This window comes from uncultured Microscilla sp. (genome assembly GCF_947493425.1).
Taxonomy (GTDB): domain Bacteria; phylum Bacteroidota; class Bacteroidia; order Cytophagales; family Microscillaceae; genus Microscilla.
This window is the reverse complement of the sequence record NZ_CANLRP010000401.1, coordinates 1-1,088: the sequence shown is the minus strand read 5'-3', so window position 1 is coordinate 1,088 and position 1,088 is coordinate 1. Positions and strand designations below refer to the sequence as shown.

The window sequence follows — 1,088 nt, the reverse complement described above, 5'->3', positions numbered from 1 at the left end:
TGAACATGCAACAAATTATGAGGTAAACAGTTAAGCCCTTTTTTTAACAGAATGATTTAACTCAATATATCTTTGTGTTGGTGTTTTGTACCCAATAGAGGAATGTAATCTTTGAGTATTGTACCATTCCATATATTGCTCTACCACCTGCTCAACTTGATCAATGTTGGTAAATTGATGATGATTGAGTTCTTCATATTTGATAGTCTTGAAAAAGCTTTCAGCAACTGCATTATCCCAGCAGTTTCCTTTTCTAGACATAGATTGTCTGGCTTTTTGATGATGCGTAAAAATTGCTCTGGTTTGCCCACAAGTATACTGAATGCCACGATCCGAATGTAGTAAAAAACCTTCCTTGATTTCACGTTTTTTTCGGGCAGCTATCCAAGCCTCTTTGATCGTATTTTCAGTGGTCATATCATCACTTACTGACCAGCCTACCACTGCTCTATCACCCAAGTCAATCATTGTTGTCAAATAAGCCCAGCTTTGCCCTACACGTATATAGGTGATATCAGAAACCCACACTTTGCCCGTTTCTGATACCTCAAATTGACGATCCAACAAATTTTCTGCAACAGGGTGGGTTTCTTCTCGTTGAGTGGTTACTACCCACTTTTTGCGTATCTTACTTTGCAACCCCATCTCTTTCATTAGACGTGCGACATAAGCCCTAGACACTTGAAAACCTTCTTTTTCTAAGACCTTAGTAATCCGAGGACTACCATAGCAACCACGATTTTGATCATAAACTTCTTTGATTTTTTCTTTCAACTCAGCTGTACGCGTCTTTTTTTTTCTTTTGATAAGCCAATGGTAATATGCGTTGCTGCTGACTTTAAACACCTTACACATCTTCTCGACTGGAAACTCCTTGTGGTGTCTATAGATGAAATCATAAATATTCAGTCGTTCTTGGAGAAGATGCTCACCGCCTTTTTTAATATATCACGCTCCATTTTTACTTCCGCTAACTCTTTGCGTAAAGCATACAACTCCTTCTCCGCAGCACTTAGGGAAGGAGTACCTTTGCCTGTGAAACTTTCCTTACTACTATGGTGCTCACGACGCCAGCGGCGAATCATGTT

General features: G+C 39.4%; 1 protein-coding gene and 1 pseudogene. Both read right to left on the bottom strand.

Annotated elements, in window-relative coordinates; all coding sequences use genetic code 11:
* Window positions 1–30 precede the first annotated feature (30 nt).
* The gene (locus Q0954_RS34020) at window positions 31–891 is read right to left on the bottom strand and encodes an IS3 family transposase (protein ID WP_299466559.1); all 861 of its coding nucleotides are present in this window, start codon (window positions 889–891) and stop codon (window positions 31–33) included.
* A 14-nt stretch (window positions 892–905) separates the two neighbouring features.
* A pseudogene (locus Q0954_RS34015) lies at window positions 906–1,088 on the bottom strand (IS3 family transposase); the annotation flags it as partial.